General features: G+C 45.6%; 16 protein-coding genes. 4 read left to right on the forward strand and 12 right to left on the reverse strand.

Annotation, left to right across the window (positions count from 1 at the left end; genetic code table 11):
• Positions 1-33 precede the first annotated feature (33 nt).
• The 3 genes from AC1DSE_RS01395 to AC1DSE_RS01405 all read right to left on the reverse strand — a co-directional run bounded on the left by AC1DSE_RS01395 (position 34) and on the right by AC1DSE_RS01405 (position 3,473).
• Positions 34-1,791: a methyl-accepting chemotaxis protein gene (locus tag AC1DSE_RS01395; RefSeq protein WP_477510039.1), complete on the reverse strand. Its 1,758-nt coding sequence runs from the start codon at positions 1,789-1,791 to the stop codon at positions 34-36.
• Between the two features lie 129 nt (positions 1,792-1,920).
• On the reverse strand, positions 1,921-2,727 hold the full coding sequence (locus AC1DSE_RS01400) for an AAC(3) family N-acetyltransferase (protein ID WP_477510038.1): 807 nt from the start codon (positions 2,725-2,727) through the stop codon (positions 1,921-1,923).
• Between the two features lie 68 nt (positions 2,728-2,795).
• Complete coding sequence (locus AC1DSE_RS01405; RefSeq protein WP_477510037.1) at positions 2,796-3,473, reverse strand: hypothetical protein; 678 nt, start codon at positions 3,471-3,473, stop codon at positions 2,796-2,798.
• Positions 3,474-3,659: 186 nt separating this feature from the next.
• On the opposite strand from AC1DSE_RS01405, the gene AC1DSE_RS01410 reads away from it, so the two are divergent.
• The 4 genes from AC1DSE_RS01410 to AC1DSE_RS01425 all read left to right on the forward strand — a co-directional run bounded on the left by AC1DSE_RS01410 (position 3,660) and on the right by AC1DSE_RS01425 (position 8,320).
• Positions 3,660-4,616: a carbohydrate ABC transporter permease gene (locus AC1DSE_RS01410; protein ID WP_477510036.1), complete on the forward strand. Its 957-nt coding sequence runs from the start codon at positions 3,660-3,662 to the stop codon at positions 4,614-4,616.
• Positions 4,613-5,443: a carbohydrate ABC transporter permease gene (locus AC1DSE_RS01415; protein ID WP_477510035.1), complete on the forward strand. Its 831-nt coding sequence runs from the start codon at positions 4,613-4,615 to the stop codon at positions 5,441-5,443. Before AC1DSE_RS01410 ends, AC1DSE_RS01415 begins: the two co-directional genes overlap by 4 nt.
• A gap of 82 nt (positions 5,444-5,525) precedes the next feature.
• The gene (locus tag AC1DSE_RS01420; protein ID WP_477527341.1) at positions 5,526-6,920 is read left to right on the forward strand and encodes an ABC transporter substrate-binding protein; all 1,395 of its coding nucleotides are present in this window, start codon (positions 5,526-5,528) and stop codon (positions 6,918-6,920) included.
• A 335-nt stretch (positions 6,921-7,255) separates the two neighbouring features.
• Complete coding sequence (locus AC1DSE_RS01425) at positions 7,256-8,320, forward strand: ParB/RepB/Spo0J family partition protein (protein WP_477527342.1); 1,065 nt, start codon at positions 7,256-7,258, stop codon at positions 8,318-8,320.
• 95 nt (positions 8,321-8,415) lie between these two features.
• On the opposite strand, the gene AC1DSE_RS01430 is transcribed toward AC1DSE_RS01425, so the two are convergent.
• The 9 genes from AC1DSE_RS01430 to AC1DSE_RS01470 all read right to left on the reverse strand — a co-directional run bounded on the left by AC1DSE_RS01430 (position 8,416) and on the right by AC1DSE_RS01470 (position 20,581).
• The gene (locus AC1DSE_RS01430; protein WP_477510032.1) at positions 8,416-9,036 is read right to left on the reverse strand and encodes an FMN-binding negative transcriptional regulator; all 621 of its coding nucleotides are present in this window, start codon (positions 9,034-9,036) and stop codon (positions 8,416-8,418) included.
• A gap of 147 nt (positions 9,037-9,183) precedes the next feature.
• Positions 9,184-11,337 (reverse strand): MMPL family transporter, encoded by a 2,154-nt coding sequence (locus AC1DSE_RS01435; protein ID WP_477510031.1) that lies wholly within the window; start codon positions 11,335-11,337, stop codon positions 9,184-9,186.
• A 54-nt stretch (positions 11,338-11,391) separates the two neighbouring features.
• Positions 11,392-12,537 (reverse strand): NAD(P)/FAD-dependent oxidoreductase, encoded by a 1,146-nt coding sequence (locus AC1DSE_RS01440; RefSeq protein WP_477510030.1) that lies wholly within the window; start codon positions 12,535-12,537, stop codon positions 11,392-11,394.
• Position 12,538: 1 nt separating this feature from the next.
• Positions 12,539-13,273, reverse strand: a complete 735-nt coding sequence (locus AC1DSE_RS01445; RefSeq protein ID WP_477510029.1) for a methyltransferase domain-containing protein — start codon at positions 13,271-13,273, stop codon at positions 12,539-12,541.
• Positions 13,266-14,420 carry a type III polyketide synthase gene (locus AC1DSE_RS01450; protein ID WP_477510028.1) on the reverse strand — a complete coding sequence of 385 codons (1,155 nt, stop codon included), beginning with the start codon at positions 14,418-14,420 and terminating at the stop codon, positions 13,266-13,268. The genes AC1DSE_RS01445 and AC1DSE_RS01450 overlap by 8 nt, the downstream gene beginning before the upstream one ends.
• 316 nt (positions 14,421-14,736) lie before the next feature.
• The gene (locus AC1DSE_RS01455) at positions 14,737-16,935 is read right to left on the reverse strand and encodes a 5'-nucleotidase C-terminal domain-containing protein (protein ID WP_477527346.1); all 2,199 of its coding nucleotides are present in this window, start codon (positions 16,933-16,935) and stop codon (positions 14,737-14,739) included.
• Between the two features lie 271 nt (positions 16,936-17,206).
• Complete coding sequence (locus AC1DSE_RS01460; RefSeq protein WP_477510027.1) at positions 17,207-18,067, reverse strand: metallophosphoesterase; 861 nt, start codon at positions 18,065-18,067, stop codon at positions 17,207-17,209.
• A gap of 21 nt (positions 18,068-18,088) precedes the next feature.
• A complete protein-coding gene (locus AC1DSE_RS01465; RefSeq protein ID WP_477510026.1) occupies positions 18,089-19,075 on the reverse strand; it encodes an alpha/beta fold hydrolase in 987 nt (328 codons plus the stop codon).
• Complete coding sequence (locus AC1DSE_RS01470) at positions 19,076-20,581, reverse strand: DUF4153 domain-containing protein (protein WP_477527343.1); 1,506 nt, start codon at positions 20,579-20,581, stop codon at positions 19,076-19,078.
• Positions 20,582-20,655: the final 74 nt, after the last annotated feature.

Below are 20,655 nucleotides of genomic sequence, written 5' to 3' on the forward strand. Positions count from 1 at the left end.
CTGCCAGCATTGGCAGCCTTTTACTTGCTTAAATCAAACATTTACCTGAGCAATGGCTTGTCTCATATCCTTCGTATTAGAGCTTAACACCACAGACACATCATGTACTTGCTTCATCATGTCCAGCTGCTGTGCAGTCAGCATTTGAATTTGCTCCGTTTGATCCGATACATCTCTTGCGATATGCGCAATACTGCTCACTGTAGCGGCTACCTCCTCAGAACCAGCTGTTAACTGCTCCGTCGTCACCGATACCTCCATAATTTGCTCGCTCACAAGTCGGAACGATTCAACAGCATGCAAGAAAGATTCGGCTGCTTCACCCGATAAAGAAACTCCGTCTTCAATATCTCTTGAGGCTTTCTCCATCTCTTCGCTAATTTTCCCTGATTCTATTTCAATATTGCCAAGCAGCAATGAAATTTGCTGTACGGAGGAAGCAGAAGCTTCCGCTAGTTTGCTTACCTCTTTCGCTACAACCATAAAGCCTGTTCCATGCTCACCAGCCCTCGCTGCTTCAATCGATGCATTTAGTGCTAGGAGCTTGGTCTGGGAAGCAAAATCGCGAACGGAGCCAATGACATGACCGATTTCACCTGTATAGCTCTGCAATTGCCTTGCAATATGCAGTGTCTGACCGGCAGAAGCCGAAATATTTTTAATTTGTGTGTTCAGTTGTATCATCGCTTGCTCGCCCGATTGTGCGATTTCTAGTGACTGTACCGCTGCACTCGAAACGGTGGATGAAGATTCCGCAATCTTAACGATTCCCTGCGCAATTTCCTCCATCGCAAGTGCGCTGTCGTCTGCACTTTTTTTCTGGGCATGTGCACCCTCGAAAATATGCTGAACTGAACCATTCATCGCCTCGCCCATTTGCAGCATATGATCAGCACTGCTTGCAAAGGATTGTGTTGATGAAACGAGCTGCTCAGACGTCTTTTCTACATTGACAACTACTCCTCGAACTCGCTCATTCAAATGCTCGGACATCGTAAGCATCGCCTTGTATACCGTACCTATTTCATCAACAGATTTGACTGGCTTTGCTCGCAAAATCGCATTCGCCTCCACCAGATCACCTAAAGCCATCTTCTCAGCACTGGCAGTTACCGTCTCCAGAGGCTGAAGCGAACGACGGACAAACCAGATGATCGCCCCGATTAAAACAAGCGTGATGACTAGCATCATGATATAGAGTGGGATGCTTTCCTTTATGACACTCTTAGCCAGCTGTTGGAATACAGCGGCATCCGTATCAATGCCAATTGCTCCAACCACTGCGCCACTGTCATCTTTCAAAGGTACATAGGCAGACAAGTAAGAACCATATACCGGGTTTTCAATTAGTGGAGAGCTTGCGTTTCTTCCAGCAAAAATATGTTCAACCGCCGAAGCCGGCATATCTGTTACTTCATTAATAGGGGAAGCTGAGCTATCATCTTTAGGCAAACCGTCAATCATAATTCTCGGTTCACGATTTTCATCAAAACGAACAAAATAGACGTATCTTGCGCCAATTTGCGAACGGAAATAGCTGAGCTCTTGGCGAATTGACCAGTATAGCTCTGTTTCCTCAGGCTGCTTGAGAAATTCCGTAAATTCCCCCGACTCAAGCGTGGCCGCATAGCTCTCTGCAATTCGAATATTGTAGCTGTTAATCGCCTCTTCAACTGCAGAATTGGTTTGCACTACTTGTGTTCCTATGTAGCCTCCCGCGATCAATATCATAACTACGGTCATAGCGCATAAAACACGGACAATCAGATGCTTTTTCAATAGCGTTATCATTCGTTCGCTTCCCCTCTGTTCGCTCACTAGCAAGTTATTGCTCTTGAAAGCTTTGCCTGATGAATATGGTTATATTTCTCATCATACCACCGTATTTCGACATTGGGGAAAAATATTACAAAAGGGAAACTAGCGGCCTCTATTAGCTTCCATCCATTTTACTCCGTAATCAACTAAAGCTTTAACTGGCATGAGCAGCGCGTCCGCATTACCGACCTTTCCTCTGCTAACATGATCTGTTTCTTTCTCAAAACACTCGCCTAAATGATTAAAATCATCCGTATCAAAATCAACGTCGCGCAGCGCAACCCATTTTTTCTCTCCGTCTACAAGCATCGGTGCTTTATTAATCGTTTCTGCTTTATTTGCATACTCAGCCCGATACTCCGCTAGATGAAGAGTAGTGTTTTTATTATGACCAACGCCCAGCAGAAGCACCCAGCCCTCCAAGTCATAAAGCCTCGCTAACGGAGACTGTTCACTCAGACTGTATTCCAAGCTATGATTTGCAGTTATCCTATCCTTCTGGGAGCCCCACGCTGCAAAAGAAACCTGTGGATGATTGCTTCGAACGACGCCATTTTGTTTTCTAAAACATTCATTTATAACTCCCATGTCTAAGCAAGGAGTCAGGTCTGCTTCAAAAGCAGGCATTGTATCTCTGATCGGCTGCCACCATGATTCCTTCACTGGCGGGTATCGCCAAATTTCAGGATCAGACAAATCAGGCGTATGCGTTGGCATAACAAGTGTACCTTCGCTTGTCAGACATGACTCTATCGCCAAAATTACCGCAGTCGGCCCGCCGGATACAAAACCGCCAAGCGCCTTCATCGAGGTATGCATCATAACCGTCATTCCAGGTTGTACGCCGAGCTTAATCAAATCCGATTTCAACGTTTCCGATGTTAATAAATCCCCTTGTATTTCTTCCATTTTGAGCCCCACCTTAATATGCTTTATCTTTTATCTCATTAAATAAAATCTTTGGCTGATGCGCAACTCTATTTAGTTTTCAAAAAAGTTACTGCATCCTCCAGACGATCTGTTTTTAGCGCTAGCTTCTCAGTATTGAATACTAAAATGACTGGAAATTGCTCGATATTAAACATCTTCTTTATATCTAGCACGTCGTTTGGATTGTACGCCATCATGCTGTAGCCACCATTAAGCATGATGCTTGCTTCTTTCTCGATGTCATTAATATCAAAAGGCTCTCCCTTACCATCCTCGTATATAACTGTCGTTCGGTAGCTGCCTTTTTTGCTTGCCAACAAGCCTGCTCTCTTAAAAAGCTGCTCATTGGACATCGATAAAACAATGAGCTCATCCGGCGTATCCGTAATCTTCTCCGTACGCGAGGGATTGATCTGAACCATCTGTCCTTGCTTCAAGTCCTCCCATTTCAGCTTATCGCCTGCTTCATTGTTTATTTTGGTGCTTGGAAGCACGAGGGCTTCATATTCTACGCCCCAATCTTCTATAGCTGGACCCGGCTCATCGCGCTTCGTCCACTCAGAAATATCGAATTCAATTTTTTTCTCTTGCTCGTTCAAACCGTTAATAAAACCAATCATTTGGTCATCACGGTAATGACCATACGGCTTACTGCTGCAGCCAGCCAGGAGCATCCCTACTGTCAAAAATAAGATGAGGCCTGCACTCGTCCATCGTTTCATCATCCCCCCCCCCTTTCAACTAATAACGAGCACCACGATTTAAATGTTCCGGTATTTTACAATTCACTAACAGTGCATGCCTATCCTTTAATGCTAGCGATCTACAATTTATTATTAATTTCAAAACATTCCTCGAACATTCGAAATCTACACTAAATGGAGAACATGGATGTGAAAGGATGGTAGGGAATGAACATGCAAGAAGGCAAGCTTACTCTAGCCGCTAAGCGTACACATAGCTCTCACGCTGCTAGTCGACTACTGGCTAAAACGAATCGATTGAGGGAGAACGCACTTGGTTATTTGTTTTTGGCTCCTTCACTTTTGCTATTTACAGTATTTTTATTTTATCCATTGCTGAAATCAGTCTATTTAAGCTTCCAATTAACAGATCCCAGAGGAAGAGTCGCTGAGTATGTCGGGTTCGATAACTATACACAGCTGTTTTCATCGGAAATGTTCTGGAATAGCCTGACGGTTACAGGCCTATTCACACTATACACCGTTCCTGTCGGCATTGTACTTGGAATCGTTACAGCCGCACTCACCCATATCAAGCTGCCAGCCATGCGTATTTTTCAATTCATGTTCGCAATGCCGCTCGCGCTGTCCGTAAGTACTGCAGCCGTCATTTGGATGATCCTCTTTCACCCCAGCCTCGGAATGCTGAATTATATCCTATCAACGCTTGGCATTGCCCCCATCCAATGGCTTACCAATCCATCCACAGCTTTATTATCAATATCCATGATGACCATCTGGATGCAATCGGGCTTCAACTACATTATCGTGCTGAGCGGTCTCCAGAGTATTCCGGATGACATGATCGAAAGCGCAAAGATTGACGGCGCAGGCCCATTCCGTGCATTTTTGCAAATCGTACTCCCACTGCTGTCGCCTACTCTATTTTTTCTAGCTGTTATCTCGATCATCGGCTCCTTTCAATCCTTTGGACAAATCCATCTTCTAACCAAAGGCGGACCTGCCGGATCAACAGAGGTATTCGTATATTCCATCTATAAAGAAGCGTTCATTAACTACCAGTTCGGGACTGGAAGCGCCTTGTCGTTAGTCCTATTCGCTATCATTCTTATTTTGACGATTATCCAGTTTGTGTTTGTAGAAAAGAAGGTGTATTACCAATGATCGGATTAAAGCCGTTTTTACGCCGCTCTAGTGTGTACTTGCTGCTCTCACTGCTTTCCATCGCTATGTTGTTTCCTTTGATTTACACATTTCTACAGGCATTGATGACACCTGAGCAGTCTCTTCAATTTCCGCCTGACTTGTTTCCCGATAGCGTGTATTTGGGCAGCATCTCTGCCGTATTTGAGCTTATTCCCGTTGGTGCGTTCATAGCGAACAGCTTTCTTATCGCGACCATTATTATGGTTGGTCAAGTTTTTATCGCAAGCATGGCTGCTTACGCCTTTGTATATATCCGTTTTCCAGGCAAAAAATATTGGTTTTCCTTATTCCTCTCCACCATGATGATTCCGTGGGAAGTCACCATTATCCCCAATTATTTGACGGTAAAATCATGGGGATGGCTGGATTCCTATCAAGGATTGACGATTCCTTTTCTCGCGTCTGCGTTTGGCGTGTTTCTTCTGCGGCAATATTTCTTACAGCTGCCTCGCGAGCTTTTTGAAGCAGCAAAAATAGATGGCAGCGGGCATATCCGCCACTTCTTAGTTATCGTACTGCCACTTTCACGTCCAGCCATAGCTTCATTATCTGTGTATGTGTTTTTGAACTCGTGGAATATGTACCTTTGGCCCCTGCTCATAACGAACAGCGATAAGATGCGAACCGTACAGATCGGCATTAGCATGCTGCAGTTCGAAGAAATGACAAGCTGGAACATCGTTTTAGCCGGCGTAGCTATTGTGCTGCTGCCTTCCTTATTACTGCTCATTATTGGATTAAAGCAGCTCGTACGAGGGATTACTGCTGGTGCTGTAAAAGGATAATGAATGAGGTGGCTCCGTCTTTATAGACGTTTCCATAAATGTACTATAAACAAAAAAAGTAGTAGAGAGGGAGAGAAAAAGAATGAAAGCAAGGTTTAGGTCTGGTTTGACGATTATGATGGCGGTAATGTTGTTTGTAGTCACAGCCTGCGGAGGCAACAACTCTGGGAACAAAGGCAATGCAGAGGCGCCTTCTGCTACGAACTCAACTGAAGCTTCAGCAGCTCCTACCGAAACGGCAAAAGAACCTGTTAAAGTTGTTTGGTGGCACTCCATGGGCGGAGAACTTGGCAAAGCAGTAACCCAGCTCGTTACAGACTACAACGCTTCTCAAAAAGATGTAGTCGTTGAAGAAGTGTTTCAAGGAACCTATGACGAGAGTTTAAATAAAATGAAAGCATCGATGGATTCCAAATCCGGACCATCACTCATTCAAGTATACGAAATCGGTTCAAGATTCATGATCGACTCCAAAGCAACTACACCTGTTCAAACTTTTGTAGATGCGGAAAATTATGACCTTTCTCAGCTAGAAGAAAATATTACAAATTACTATACATTTGACGGAAAGCTTCACTCCATGCCTTTTAACACATCAAACCCAATTTTGTATTATAACAAAGATTTATTCAAAGCTGCTGGACTTGATCCAGAAAAAGCGCCAGTAACTTTTGAAGCGGTGAAGGAAGCTGCTGCTAAGCTTACGCAAAATGGTCAAACAGGTGCTTCATTCGCAATTTATGGCTGGTTCATGGAGCAATTTTTTGCAAACCAAGGCGTAGAATATTTGAATAATGGCAACGGACGTACAGCTTCCGCTACAGAATCGCAATTGAATAATGAGACTGGTGTTAAAACATTGTCATGGTGGAAGGATCTTATTGACAGCAAATCAGCACTTAACCTAGGACGTAAAACAGACGATACGAAAAAAGCATTCGCAGCTGGCCAAATCGCTATGACCTTAGATTCTACCGCTTCGCTTCGCGGTATTGTAGATTCAGTGGCTGGCAAATTTGAAGTAGGTACTGGCTTCCTGCCTAAACCTGCCGATGCGAAGGATGGCGGTGTTGTCGTTGGCGGAGCAAGCTTGTGGATTCTGAATAACAAGCCTGAAGCTGAACAAAAAGCAGCATGGGATTTCATCAAATTTTTAGCTAAGCCGGAAACACAAGCTTATTGGCACATCAACACTGGTTACTTCCCAATTACAAAAAAAGCTTATGACGAAAAAATCGTTGCCGATAATTTAGCAAAATATCCACAGTTCCAAACAGCAGTTGATCAACTGCACGCTTCTATCCCTTCCCCTGCTTCGCAAGGCGCAGTGATGGGCGTATTCCCTGAAGCGCGTCAGCTTGTTGAGACAGCGATTGAAGAAGCATTAACTGGCGTAAAAGAACCGCAAAAAGCACTTGATGATGCCGCCAAAGCGATCACTGAAAAAATTGCAAACTATAATAAAACAGTTAAATAATTTGTGAGCCTAAGCCAAGCCTCGTTCACGGGGTTTGGCTTTTTTTGTCCATTCTCCCCCTCCATATCGGTACCCTCTTTCCAGCTAGTGTCACTATTTCGTGCCATCTGCTATAATTAATCAGAACACCTGTTTGTCCAAATTGATGAGTCTTCTCTCGGAAGAAGCTGCATCATTTCATTGAAAATGTTATCTTGCAACCATTCCTAACAAAAGATCCGATATAATAGAGGAAGCCACTATCATAATCGGATGCTCAATACTTTTACATAACAGACGAACGAAGAACAAATGACGCCATGCATTCTAGTAAACAAAAAATTAAGGAGAGACCTATGGATATCATTGAAATTGTTACTGATTTAATTGATGAGGATACCGATCAGCCGAGGTACCAGTTTGACGAAGAAGCGCTGCAAGAATTAATGAGAAGCATCGAAGAAATAGGCCTGCTCTCACCGATTAAAGTAAGAACAACAAGCAACGRACGTTATAAAATCATTTATGGGAACCGCCGCTATAAGGCGAGCAAAATGCTCGGACGGCCAACGATTCCTTGTATCGTCTCAACCGTAACAGACGAGATGGAAATATATTTGGAGCAAATAGCGGAAAATTTGACGCGCGAAGGCTTCTCTCCGATTGAAGAGGCCGAGGCGTTTAATAAGCTGTTGAACGATTCGAAGTTTAAGAGCTCCACCAAATTTTTGTCCGGCAAGCTGGGCAAGCCTGAATCGTATATCAAAAACAAATGTGAGCTGCTGAAGTTTGGCAATGCCGTAAAGAAGCTGATCGTTGGCGGCACTGAGATTAGGAAGGATAAGCTAACCGAAGATCAACTGCTCCCCCTAAAGGATCTGCCGATCGAGCACCGCGATCCACTAGCGCTGATTGCAGCAAGAGATGAACTGCCAGTAAGCGACGTGAAAAAAATCGCCAAGCTGTTTAAAGATAAAACGATCTCTGACAGCACGAAGGACAAGCTGCTATTTAAATCAGGCGCTGGACTCATCGAAACCTGGTCAACTCATGAGCAAAACAAAGCGGAGCGCGCCAAGCCTGCACCTGTTGCCGAGCCCAAAGCAGCTGCTTCGAAAGTAGAGAAGCAAATCATACAAGAACAAGCTGATTCTGAACCAGCTCCAAAGACTAGCCAACTACCAGCTTCTTCTGCGTCCATTGAGCTTGCTCTTCATGAGCTGACTGCAGCCCTTCCTTCTCACATGACTTTGTCTTCGGATATCCTTCAATCCATTGAAGCGATTCGAGCGAGCGGTCAAGTTGACTTCATTCAAGGAGTCAGCGCGCTGATCGACCAATTAGAAAAACATTTGGCAGAATGGAAAGCAGTCCGCGAGCTTGCAAGCGCCAAGCTGCAGGCTGTTGCCACAGCGGATTAAACAACCTACGCGTCATATGTACATCAAATAACCAGACAAACACTACAAGCGTGTTCGTCTGGTTTTTTCATTGCCTTTTTTATTTATTTCATGCGCTACAAAGATGATCTCTTCACATTATCCTTCATCAGCTTTGCAATCTGCCTCGATTGAACATCCTTCTGTAATTCCAGCGCATCGATGACTCGTTCTTGTCTTTCTTTGGAATGATTTTGGCTCAGCTTCCATTTGCCTTCTATTTTTGAAATATGAATTTTAAATCCAACAATGCCTTTGGACAAATTGTTAATGTACGTTGGATCAGCTTGGCTCATGCTCCACGGATTTGGCATGCTTGATTCATAATGGCTAACCGATTGGTCTACGATTTTGAGCAGCTCCGCATGATCTTCAATGAGCTCAACATGACCGTACACATGAACAGCGGTATAGTTCCACGTCGGCACGGAATTTGGCGTTTCGTACCAAGAGGATGAAATGTACGAATGAACTCCAGTGAAAACAACGAGTACTTCCCCTTTTAAGCTTGCCCAATGCGGATTTGCTTTTGCCATATGACCATACAAATAACCTTCGCTTTCATCTAACAGTAAGGGGAGATGCGTTGCACAGGGCTTACCTTCATGTTGTGAAAATAATATAGCAAAGCTATTCTGCTCCATCAGAGCGTATAATGTCTCTTTATCCGTCACTTCAAACGATTGAGGTATATACATGAAATGTCTCCTCTGCTTTATGATTATTCAAACTATAGCACAAATCAATTCCCGCTATAAGAAATAAAAATAAGGCGCAATTATGCTTGTCCTCAAATAGGCAAATGAAAAACGACTGCCGAAGCAGCCGCAATACGCATACGATTTCTATTGCTTCAACCAGCTCGGAGCCCACCAGTTCCATTTTCCAAGCATGAGCATTAAGGAAGGTGCCAGCACCATTCTAACAATTGTTGCATCAATAAATATGGCCGTCGCAATGCCGATGCCGAGCTGCTTTACGCCTACTACTTCGCCAAATGCAAAGGGTGCGGTGACGACGATCATGATAGCTGCAGCCGCGGTTATCACATGACTGACGGAGGAAAGCCCCATTCGTACAGCCTGCTTATTGCTGCGCGTATGATGAAATTTCTCGCTTATGCGCGAGATGAGAAAAACGCCGTAATCCATACTAATTCCAAATACTAATCCAAAAATAAATACCGGAATCATAATGGCAATGCTGCTCGGCTCAATCCCCAATCGGCCATCCATGAAGATCCATGTCAGAATACCAAAGGATGCTCCTATACTCAGAAGATTGAGGAGGATAGTTTTGAGAGCAATGAGGACGGAACGAAAGGCAACAAGAAGCACGATGAAATTCGTAACGAATAGAAAGAGCAGCACATAAGCTAAGCTTCCAAAAACATGATCGAATACTTCCTGCTCATACTTGGCCTCTCCACCAAGCGAGAAGAATATTTTTGATGATTCCCCTCTTCGCTCCCACTCCCTCAGCCAATTCATCGTCTCGCGAGAGGATGGTTCGCCCGCAATCGTCACTTGCAGCAGCATTTGATTATTTTTCAGAAATGGCTGGAGCGCCGGCTGGAATTTCTTATTTTGCAGTGGCCGCTGCATGATTGTTGTCAAATACTCGGGTGACAAATTAAGCCTAGAGAATACCGAGTCCACCCTCAAGACGCTCGGGTCTTGCTCCAAGCGCTTCGTCAGCTCAAAGGCATTCATCCAATCCGCTTGCTCCAGAAACAAGCTATCCCCGCGAGCAATAACCCATACCTTTGATGTGGAGGGCAGCTCAAAAACAGCCTCTGAGGTCTCAGCGGCCAAACGAGATTCATAGTTTTGAGGCAATGAAGCCTCATCTGGAACAGCAGTCTCCATTCTACTAAGGGGCAACAAACATAGGATAAGCACGCCCCCTGCCAGCATCCCCATCACCATGGGCCGTTTCATTACCAAATGAGCAAGCCCATCCCATACGGATGAACGACTGGTACCAATCGGGCGTGTTTTTTTCGTTTGCATGGAAGGCAAGCAAATCGCAAACAGTGCAGGCAGCAGCGTAAACGCGAGCAGCAGCGATACGGCTACTACTGTCATCGCTCCGAGCGCAATGGACGAGAACATGGGCAGCGGAATCCAGATAAAGCTCAGCAAACCCAAGAAGACACAAGCTGCCGATACAAAAACAGCTCTGCCAGCTGTCTTCATCGTTGCAGCAAGCGCCTGGATAGGCTGCTTATGCCCTCCGAGTTCCTCGCGAAATCGACTAACGAGCATAAGTGCAAAGTCGATGCTTAGGGCAAGTCCCACCATCGGAATCACATTCAGAACAAAATTGGACAGCGGCAATTGGGTGCCTATTCCATATACAATTCCCATAGCAATCGTCACTCCCGTTATACCAATAACGATGGGGAGCAGCGCAATAATGATTTTACGGAAAACAAGCCACAAGATCAGAAAAGCAAGCGGTATACCGATCAGCTCTGCTTTTGCTAAATCCGCATGACTAGCCTCATTTACATCACCTTGAATAACTGATTTGCCTGTCACTTTTATCGAAATTCCGCTGTAGGCGGGCAAAAGTTGATTTAACTGCTTTAGCGTATCCTCCATCCGATAAGGTGGAGCGTCGAATGAAAGCATTGCGTACGCGTAGTTCCCTTTCTGCAGTTCCTGCCGCTCAAGCGGAGAAATAATATTAGTCAGACCCTGAGTCCCGCTCACCTGCCGAAGCGTCTGTTCAATAAAAGCATGAAATCGCAACTTCGATAAGTTGTCCGTTTTCTCGAATAGCAGCATGACCGGTGCTTCTGACAGATTAAAATCGGATGCGAGCACCTGCTGCACCTTTGCATAACTTCCCTTTTGCGGATACAAGCCATGGTCTTGTACGACGGAATCCAGCCTAAGCGCATGACTGCCAACTAAGATAAGTGCAATTGACCATAAGAAAATACACACTCGCGGAAAGCGAAAGGATAGAAGTGCTAGGCCGTTCATCCCCATGAATATGCACCTCCAAAGTCAGTCACATCCGCACGCTGCTCATTGGCTTCGCCTTTACATCCGGAATGGCTTTAATCTCGTCGCCCGGACGAGCCCCTGTGCAAGTGGAGGGGCTATTCGCGCGGCGTTTGGCAGCCAACTAGAAACGGTCGGCATATGAAATAACCATTGCAGGAAGCTTCCCCATCGCAGCGGCCCCTCAAATTCACGTTTAATTGCCCTCGTATACGCACGATTCCAATCAGCCATAGTAAGACTTTCATTTAAGTAGCTGTCAGCTAGCGGAGCACATAGAGCAGCGGAGCGAAGTGCCATGGACATTCCATCTCCACAAAGCGGCGGAATCATCGCACCTGCATCGCCAAGAAGCGGAAGCTGATCCCACGCGAGCGGCTTATGGTTCAAATGAACAGGCGCTACTGCTGCCTGCGTTCCTTGAACAGGCTCCCCAAGCGCGAGCTTCTCATGCAGCCTCGGATTTCGCCTTGCAGCGGCGTTCATAATCCCCAGTATCGTCTTTCCTGCATCTGCAAAGCTATCGCGAGCGAGCAGAGCCGAAGCATTCACAAGCCCGTCTTCTACCGGACATAAACCTAAGTAACCGCCGCGGAAGAAATATAGCTCAACAACCGGCTCCATAGCTATGCCGCGAAAATGGGATTTCACGCCCATGTACGAGGGCTTCGCCGTCTGATGTTGCTTGTAGCCCGGTAATCCTGCATGCTTATTTGCTCCCCAAGCGGCGATGACAGTACGAGCCTCAACTGAGCTGAATTTACCGTTTTGTTTTGTTTCAATGGAATAGCCAAAATCAGTAGGCTTCACTGCCGTCACTGTCGTTCCCGTTTGCAATTTTGCGCCCGCTTGCTGCGCCGCTTGATGGAGCGCGGCATCAAGCGAATATCGACTGAGACCCCATGCCGCACTTGAAAGCGGAATATTGATCTCAGCGCCATTTTCGAAAATTAAACGTATCCGCTCTATCAGGCTTGGTCCCAGCGCTTTAATAGACTCGCTTAAACCAAGCACCTGTAGTGTTCCTTGCGCTTCGGGAGATAGAAACTCTCCACACACCTTATGGCGCGGAAATGATTGACGATCGAGCAGCAGCGTCTCCCAGCCCTTATCGGCAAGCGCTTTGGCTAAGCTGCTCCCAGCTATGCCCGCTCCGAGCACAGCTGCATCCAGTATACGCGTCATTTTACTCAGCTCCGTCAAATGGACTGTTATGTGACTTGCTAATAACGACCGCATATCGGAACAAAGGTCTCCAGCTGTAGCTGATAGAACCGTTGCTCAGTTTTTGGCCAAGAAGCTTCCAATCTTTTGCGCGAAAACCCTTGGCAACCGATAATGGACCGTCATGCAAAATGTATCGATTAGTGGAAATGATCCGAGTCGTCAGCCATACCGCAGCCCATGCGATCCAGTGACGGTGGATGTCATTGACAACCACGCCAAGCCGTGCTGCCTTGAGCATACTTGCAGCTGCATGCGGCAGCTCCTCCTCTGAGAAATGATGCAAAAACTGCGTCCCCGTTACGATATCCGCACTGCCATCCGCCAAATCAAACAAATCTCCTTGCTTAATCTGGACTCTGGGCTCCTTTTGAAAAACCAACCTAGCTTCCTCGCAAGCCTCTTCCGTTATATCCACTAGCTGAATAGAAAGGTCAATTCCTCGTCCATCCGCCCATTTCAGCAGCCCAAGGTTCACATCGCCTGAGCCCGCTCCAACATCAAGAATGGTCAGGCTTCTCGGGTTATTCGCTTGCTCCCAAAGTCGTTCAACGCCGTAAATCGTCGGTGCGGCTGCAACAAAAATACGGTTCAGTTGACGAAGCTGGCGCAAAGCCTCATGCAGCTCAGCCCCGCCTATTGAAAAATCATCCATAAGCTCGGCAGCTGCAGCCCGATGACGCAAGCTTCTAGACATAAGCCTCGTCCGCCATTTGCTCTTGATCCCCCGTTAGTACAGCGGGAACATAAGCAATCTTAATCATCTCAGCGGTTAAGCCTGGACCAAATGCGAGTGCAATGCCGCCTACTCGCTCCGAGCCTGTTTCTTGAAGATGCGATCTCATGGCGTTCAGAACAAACAAAATCGTAGCGGAGGAGACATTGCCGTAATCGCGCAGCACGCCTAAGCTATGCGAGGTTTGCTCATCCGTAAGCTCGAACTTATTTTGCAAAATATCGATAATACCTTTGCCGCCTGGGTGGATTGCCCATAGATCCAGCGCTTCATCCCCGCATAATTGCTTTACTTCCGCAGGTATAAACTCGCCGATCAGCTTCGGAATATGCGGGGAAAGGTATAGGTCAAAGCCGTGGTTGCCAACCTCCCACACCATTTCCTCTGCGCATTCAGGCAGCAGAACCGAACGTTCTTCGCCTAGCGCAAAAATAGGCCTGTGATGCGGCTTGCCCGCACCAATGACGCAGGCTGAAGCTCCGTCCCCGAAAAATGAAGCGGCAAATAACGATTCCTTATCGCCAGATGGCTGAATATGAAGCGTGCATAACTCGACGCATACAACAAGTACTTTGGCGTTACTGTCATTCGATACAATTTGACGTGACAGGCCAATGGCTTTAAGCCCCGCAGCACAGCCGAGAAAATTAAGCGGGATACGGGTTATCGTGGGGGCTAGTCCTAATTGATGTATGATCGCTGCATCCATTCCGGGCAAAAATTGTCCGGTACAGCTGACCGTAATAAGATGTGTAATCTCAGCCGCATCAACCTCTCCATCTGCCAAAGCTTGTCTCGCTGCATGAAGCCCAAGTGGAACGGATTCCCGCTTGTATATCCCCATACGTTCCGCTGTCGAGGGAGCGGTCTCCGGTGAAGCGCTCGGCAGGTAGCGGCATTCGGCTGCTTCCGCGAGCAGATTCGGTTCACAAGTATACCGGCTTTGCACGCCGCATTGCTTAAAAATCCTTCTTCCCCACCGGGCGGAATCCGGCTTATCGCTTAATGCATCGACTAACCTTCGCGCTGTATCCGCTTGATCAACAAGATGAGGCGGAACCGCCGTACCTATCCCTAATATCGCAATACTCGATTGTGAATGCTTCATATCGTAATTTCCCACCCTCTCCAGACAAGCATAATCGGACAAGTTTTCTGCTTTTAACAAGTCTATTCATTGCTTCTCCTCGATATGCAAGCGAGTATTACATCGTTTTCCAATCATTTGTAATAAACTTGAAATATAATTTTCATCTCGTTTTAATGAAAGCCTACTATAATGAAAACAACCCCCTTTTGTAATATATATAATGAAGACCCACAGCACCGAATGCTGTGGGTCTCTTTTTGTCTATTTTGGAAAATAGTATTTACCCAAAAAGTGCCCAGTCTACAAAGACTGGGCACTAAGCTAAAATAAAATATTAAATCATATCTACATATTTACCATACACATATGCTATTTTCCCTTTATACGAAACCTTCACCCAGCCGTGCTCCGTTCCTAACACTTCAAGAACAGTACCTTTTGGTACAGCCGTATAAATCTTTGCCTTCGAAGAAGCTTCAGCACGAACATTCAAGAAGTATGCTGTAACCTTTGCTTGCTGCTTAACGACCGGCTTTACTGTTGGTTTAGGATCAGGTTTAGGATTAGGCTTAACTGGTTCCTTTGGAATGATTACTTCCGGAGTAGTTACCTCTGGGGCAGTCACTGCCGCCTTAATCGCCGCATTCAGTTTATGGTAGAACTCACCTTTTGTCTTCACGCCGGCAAATAGACTTTGCTCCACCTTTGCTTTGTTAGACAACTCAGCTATTTCATTTTCAGTGACCGCATCCAAAATGTTAATTGAGGCTACATTGGTATATTTGCCATCCTCCGTTTTCGGAATCTCCAATATACCAGTATTAATAAGCTMAACTACATCTGCACGTTCAGGAGATTTCGTATCTACACCTGTAATTTTCCAATTGCTTTGAATTTTAGGCTCGTATACACCTTTTTTCACGTCTTTTAGGTACGCAATGGCACGATTACGAATGGTTCCGTCCATTTCGCCAAATGTGCTTGCATCCTTCGAAGACCAAAGCTGCTCAAAGTTGCGTCCTTCAAGTGCTCCACCTTTGGCTTTAAGTGCATCCATCCTATATGCGTTCATACCGAGTTTGATCACATCGTCCGATTTGATGCTGCTGCCATCCATTTTACGTAAGTTCGTAATTCTATTGCCAGCAGGCTGCGTTAGATCAATTTCATATTTGACGCCGCCAAAAAAATCGTTGGTGCTATATTTGGAAGCGCGGCGTGTCTTATCAAAGCTAACCGTTACATCGCCAGGTCGTGTTGAGTTAAAATAACCTGCTGCCCATTCCATGTAATCTTTCAAATCTTTACCCGTTACTTGGTAAACGGTAATTTCTCCTAGAGCAAACTGATAGTTATAGGCAATATCTTTTTTCTTAATAGGACCTACATCCAGCCGCGCCTTATCGTTATCAATCTGATGAGCAACGACATCTGCCTTACTGTAATACAACATAACCTCGTTAAAGAAGTCTGATAACGGTGTTTCCTGAATTTGTACAGTAGGAATATCATTAATCTCATTTTTAGCTACAAGATTCATTCCTTTAAGTTGTGCCACTTCGATATTCGCATCTGCCCTAGCAAAATCATGATACGGCTGCAGCGTGGATTCCAATGCTGGATCCGATACTTCAGTCGTTCCATCAGCCGCTTTAACAGGCAATGCAGCAGCTTTCTTATCTTTAAGAACTACCTTATCACCTTGCTTCGTGAACGTAAGGTCGATACGAGAAACATGCGTTCCGTATTTATCCGGTTCAACAATTAAAACGCCATTCACCGTATCCTCTTTAATAAGCTTGTGCATGTGACCTGCAAAAATAGCAGCCAGCTCCGGGTTCGCATTGGCAATATCAGCTACGCCAGTACCTGGTACACCATTTTCGTTCTCCAGTCCCATATGCATAAGACCAACCATTACATCTACTTTACCTTCTAATTCCTTGATTGCTTTTTTCGTTTCATCAACAGGATTTTTGAATACAATCCCGTCTAGATGATCCGTTCCTTTTTCAAACTCAGTCGTCATTGGCGTATCCATTCCAATAACTCCAATTTTTATGCCAGCTTTTTCGATAATGGTATACGCAGGCAAGAATCGATCACCATTGTCCTTATAGATGTTCCCGCCCAGCCTTTGACCTTTATACTGAGTGGTAATCTTATTGAACACATCGATCCCGAAGTTGAACTCATGATTGCCCATTACCCATGCATCAAAGTTCATTTCATTCATGGCTACCATCATCGGAGACTTCGGTTGATCATTAAATAATTCAGCCGAATTGCCCTGAATCATATCCCCTGCATCCAGTAAAACCGTATTCGGGTTCTCTTCGCGAACTTTTTTGATTATTGTAAATAACTGCGTTAAACTCCCCGTGGGATTGGGACCGTCAAGAGCATAATCCCATGGCATAAAACGTCCGTGAATATCCGAAGTACCTAGGATGGAAATCTGGGTATCCGTGCTTGCCGATTCAGCTGCTTTTACCGAACTCGGAACAGAATTGATGACGCTTCCAAACAACATGAGAGCAGCAATCACTAAACTTACTTTTTTCTTCATCTTCATTATGACTCTCCTTTGGTGGTTTGGATGACTAGTAGGAACGTTTTCATTCTATAGTATAGCTAGTATTTTGGACATAGCCGAAACGAACTTATTTATTGCAAAAGCGGCAACAGCGAAACAAGTTCGACGAGAAATCGAACTCATTTCGCTGCTGCTTTGCTGGACTGCCATTGGATTCTTTTGCTATTAGAAAGAGAGCTTTTCCACATAGTTTCGTGGATGCTAAGCGTTACGGACGCGTAAGCTCAACCAGTACAACCTCTGGGCGATTAAATATTCTTTGCGGAAAAATGCTATTTCCGAGTCCGCGGCTGACGATCATCGTTGTGCCGCCTTCCACATATTTGCCTCCGTCATACTTTGGCAAGAAACCTTGCCCCGGGGCCACGAGCCCACCCAAAAAAGGCAAGCGCACCTGTCCGCCATGCGCATGGCCGGAGAAGGTTAAATCGATTTTGTGTTGCGTGTAGACCGAAAAAAGTTCCGGGCGATGCGATAAAAGAATAGTGAGCGTGTCGGAGTTGTTTTCGGATTCGGTTGCTTTCATAGCCGTCGCCATATTTTCATTCAGCTTCGCAACATCGCCATCAGCCTTTAAATTAAAAACCGGATCATCCACGCCAGCTATTCGAATCTCGCCATTACCCAGCTTTATCATTTCGCTTTTGTTGCGCATCACATGGACGCCCAGCTCTTTCAACGCCTTCTGTAATGTGATTAACCTCGGGCCATATTCATGGTTTCCGGTCACATAGTAGACAGGAGCCAGTTCCGTCATTTTGCGCATCAAGGTAAGGCTAGTTTCTGCATTGTATCTTCTGCTATCAACCAAATCGCCTGTCATCACAATGAGGTCCGGCTTCAGCTGTTTTACCTTGCTCGTAATTGTGCTTTGCTCCTTGCCGAAGGACTTGCTGTGAAGGTCTGTTAAGTGAACGATACGGTAAGAGCTGACTCCTTCAGGAAGCTTCGCTGAGCTGATTTCATATTTTGTTATTCCGATCGCATTATTCTCGTAATAAAGAAAAGCGGCTACTACAAGAATAGCTAATGGTAAAATCCACAACAAACGTTTTTTGGTCATGCGCATTACTGCAAAACTCCTTACATTTTAGCGATAACTAGACAAATCTATTTCATCTAATAAACGATTAATAGCGTGAATGACAGCATCTGGTCTATGAATATGAATAGAGTGCCAGCTATCCTCGACTATAATCTGATTCGAGCGCTTGGTCAAATTTGTAAGCTTCCGCTGCCCCTGCTGCCATTCCTCATTCTGCTTCCCTGCGCTTAATACGATAACAGGCAAATCCTGCTTAAGCGGCTCGGCAGCTTTTAATTGCAGGCTGCTTTCCGTCGTACTAAGCAGCTCAGCATAGACAGCCCTATACGCGCTTGCCTTGTAACCTAATGCGCGTACTGGCGCCAGCCATTCTTCCGGCAAACGCTTAGAGCCGATATGCTGCTTCAGCCATCTCGGTATGCCAAGCGGCGCCAGCATATAGCCTAGTCTATATTGGGAACGGTGGCTAAACAGCTGTTTTTGCCGGCCAGCGGTTGTTTGCTCCGGCAGATAGCGGCTCTCGTGCGTCGCATCTACAAGCACAAGGCCGCATACTTCCTCCGGATAACGCGAGGCGAACAGCCTCATAATCATCCCGCCGTAGGAATGGCCAACTAGCAAATAGGGCGGAGCTGCGCCAAGCGTTCTCAGCAGTGAACGCAAATCATCAACATAAGCGCTGCAAGTAGGCAGATCAAGCACCGCCTCACTCCAGCCAAACCCTGCGCGATCATAAGTAATCACGTTCGCCTTCGTCGAAAGCGCCGGAGCAACGAGTGCCCAATCCAGCGAGCAACCGCCCATCCCCGCTTCTAAAATAATTGTTGGCGAACCATGACCCGTCACGGTAACATGCAGCTTGCGTGAGCCGATGTCGGCATGCCACCCCGTAGGTTTATGTTTTTTTTGCTCATAGACCGTTATCAAATACTGTACGATTAACAGTGGAAATCCGACAAGTGAGAGGATAAGTCGAATACTACGATCAAAAAGGGATATTTTCATCATACAAACGACCTTGCCTTTCTCCAATTATTTAGCCCGTTGCTTCGATAGATTCCAAGATTGCCACTTGTTATGCTTATGGGCCTTATCCTGAAGCTTATTTATTACTCCGTTCAGCCCCTTCAACTCCGGATGCTTCGCTTGCAGCTTTAGCAGCGCCGGCGCCGCATCTGTGGACAGCGTACCGAGATAAGCGATATCAATCTTACCTGTTCGTTCGTAGCGATCACCATTGTTCTCAGCAATCCGCGCATCTATGTTGATATAGTTCATCACAACAAATGCAATAATAGATATGCATATATAGACCTTGCCCATCGAGAAATGCTCTTTCCATATACGCAGTAATGCAATGACGAGCAAAAAGCCCAGATAAATCATAAAGCCATGAACGAGTAGTCTTGTCTGTGTGAAGCCGTAAGCCTCCTCGTACAAAGAGAGCCTGCTGTAAGCGGAAATAAGCATAATGATTGTACAGCCTATCAACACGGTAAGAGACAGCTTGCGAATCCACTCCGCTGCTGCGCTAGTGCGCCGAATAAGATGCAAACCGCACATAAGCAAGCAAACGTTAATGAGTGCAACCATAATTAATTCCGCAAAACCTCTGCGTGCATATTCGGCATACGCAGCTCCCTCAGGCAGCAGACCGTTTGCCGCTCCGAACAAATAGGAGAACTGAATGATAACAAACAGCACGTAAACGATATTAATACTGACAAGCAGCGTCCCAGCAGTGATGGGATCAAATTCGATACGTCCGTTTGGCTGTATCGCAGCAGCCGGCGTGTCTGTCGGTGAGTTTTTTGTTGTATCTGTTGCCTTATTAAAGAGCAATCCCCATATGTAGCAAAAAGCATAAAAGGCGAATACTGCTGCTACGATTATGCGCCAGATGCTCTCCCCTAAAGAGAAACGATCCATGGCGCCCGGAATCTCAAGCAGCCAAGATAGGAAAATTTCATCCGCTGAAGCAAGCAGCGCAATAACGACAATAAGGATAGGTGCGGACAGGAGCAGTCCTAGCGATATTTTGCCAAACTTGCTTCTCGCCGAGTTCTCACCTTTCTCTTTTCCTCTCAAACGATCATTAACTAGGTTAAACGGTACGCCTATAAAAGCAAACGGCTTAATTAAAGCCAGAAATAATAGCTCTGTATAAAATACGCCTCGGTACCATGGCTTCACACTACTGCTCGTCATAAGCACCGTTTGAGAAATGATCAATGCAAATAATGCAAACATATTCAGCTGACGGAACAGACCGTTATCATATAGTGCATACGTCAGCGTTAGTAAAAAGATTGGAATGAGCAGCAGCCAGCCAGATCGTGCTTTTCCTTCCCATTTCTCAAAGCCCCCCATCCTCCCCTTTATGGAATAAAAAAACAACCCATAAAAGCTGGCAATGAACACGATAACCGAAATGCCTGCGGCAGCTCCTACGAACAAATATTGACTGACTAGACCAAACAGAAGGGCAAGAATAAGCATTTTCTCATACCTTTTTTGCCATGGTGCTGGATCTCTCATTTTTCACTCACTCCATCTTTAAACTGGATTTGTTAATTTACTCCTTTTATTGTAACCTAGAAAACAAGAACAAA

The organism is Paenibacillus sp. 01L418, assembly GCF_056400045.1.

Excerpts from the sequence above, each read along its gene's own strand:
- AC1DSE_RS01430 (WP_477510032.1), bottom strand. The coding sequence starts at position 9,036 with ATGTATATACCTCAATCGTTTGAAGTGACGGATAAAGAGACATTATAC.
- AC1DSE_RS01415 (WP_477510035.1), top strand. The coding sequence starts at position 4,613 with ATGATCGGATTAAAGCCGTTTTTACGCCGCTCTAGTGTGTACTTGCTG.
- AC1DSE_RS01420 (WP_477527341.1), top strand. The coding sequence starts at position 5,526 with ATGAAAGCAAGGTTTAGGTCTGGTTTGACGATTATGATGGCGGTAATG.
- AC1DSE_RS01395 (WP_477510039.1), bottom strand. The coding sequence starts at position 1,791 with ATGATAACGCTATTGAAAAAGCATCTGATTGTCCGTGTTTTATGCGCT.
- AC1DSE_RS01410 (WP_477510036.1), top strand. The coding sequence starts at position 3,660 with ATGAACATGCAAGAAGGCAAGCTTACTCTAGCCGCTAAGCGTACACAT.
- AC1DSE_RS01440 (WP_477510030.1), bottom strand. The coding sequence starts at position 12,537 with ATGACGCGTATACTGGATGCAGCTGTGCTCGGAGCGGGCATAGCTGGG.
- AC1DSE_RS01470 (WP_477527343.1), bottom strand. The coding sequence starts at position 20,581 with ATGAGAGATCCAGCACCATGGCAAAAAAGGTATGAGAAAATGCTTATT.
- AC1DSE_RS01400 (WP_477510038.1), bottom strand. The coding sequence starts at position 2,727 with ATGGAAGAAATACAAGGGGATTTATTAACATCGGAAACGTTGAAATCG.
- AC1DSE_RS01445 (WP_477510029.1), bottom strand. The coding sequence starts at position 13,273 with ATGTCTAGAAGCTTGCGTCATCGGGCTGCAGCTGCCGAGCTTATGGAT.
- AC1DSE_RS01435 (WP_477510031.1), bottom strand. The coding sequence starts at position 11,337 with ATGGGGATGAACGGCCTAGCACTTCTATCCTTTCGCTTTCCGCGAGTG.
- AC1DSE_RS01460 (WP_477510027.1), bottom strand. The coding sequence starts at position 18,067 with ATGCGCATGACCAAAAAACGTTTGTTGTGGATTTTACCATTAGCTATT.
- AC1DSE_RS01450 (WP_477510028.1), bottom strand. The coding sequence starts at position 14,420 with ATGAAGCATTCACAATCGAGTATTGCGATATTAGGGATAGGTACGGCG.
- AC1DSE_RS01405 (WP_477510037.1), bottom strand. The coding sequence starts at position 3,473 with ATGATGAAACGATGGACGAGTGCAGGCCTCATCTTATTTTTGACAGTA.